Origin of the sequence: Nostoc sp. 106C (assembly GCF_002154725.1) — a bacterium.
Taxonomy (GTDB): Bacteria; Cyanobacteriota; Cyanobacteriia; order Cyanobacteriales; family Nostocaceae; genus Aulosira.
In genome coordinates this window covers 1-578 of sequence record NZ_MTAW01000103.1, presented here as the reverse complement: position 1 = coordinate 578, position 578 = coordinate 1, and the positions used below count along the sequence as shown (strand labels likewise).

The window sequence follows — 578 nt, the reverse complement described above, 5'->3', positions numbered from 1 at the left end:
CTTTCAAATAAATCAGCTTGAACTGTTTGAGAAATATAAGCTCTATCGCCCAACATCTCTTTGTTTACAGGAAGGTCTTCTATTTGTTTAAGAAAGTTGATATCATGAACATTGGCTTTCGTAATTGCACCCTGTTGAATCACACCATTTTCGAAGATAACCATATGCAATTTATAACCGATATACCAACTTCTATTGACAGCGCTATATCCCTTAGCTGGAGCCGTTTCAAAATCATTTTTGAAAGCCCTGAATGTTTTTTCACGAACCAGCTTGACAACGGGAACAGGAATGCTGTCAACAATCATTGCACTGCTTAGATGCTCCAAACGCTTTCCTACGTGGTGTTGTACACGTTCAATGCTTGCAGACAATCTTTTACGGCGGCGATTGAATCTTGACCGGTCTATGAGATTTTTAAATGAATCAGCATAATCTGTTTTTAGCTTACTCCACAGCAAATTTTCGGAATCAATACCCAGCGCTTCCATGCAACAGGAAAGAGCTACTATTTGTAAATCATTCATTTTAGGATCAACAGGATAAAATTGAAAATTATTTCGACTATTCACTTCCTT

1 protein-coding gene is annotated in these 578 nt (G+C 37.5%); it reads right to left on the bottom strand.

What is annotated here, in order from left to right:
• Positions 1 to 578: IS982 family transposase (locus tag BV375_RS13615; protein WP_166507443.1), on the bottom strand; the 578-nt coding region annotated here is incomplete at both ends.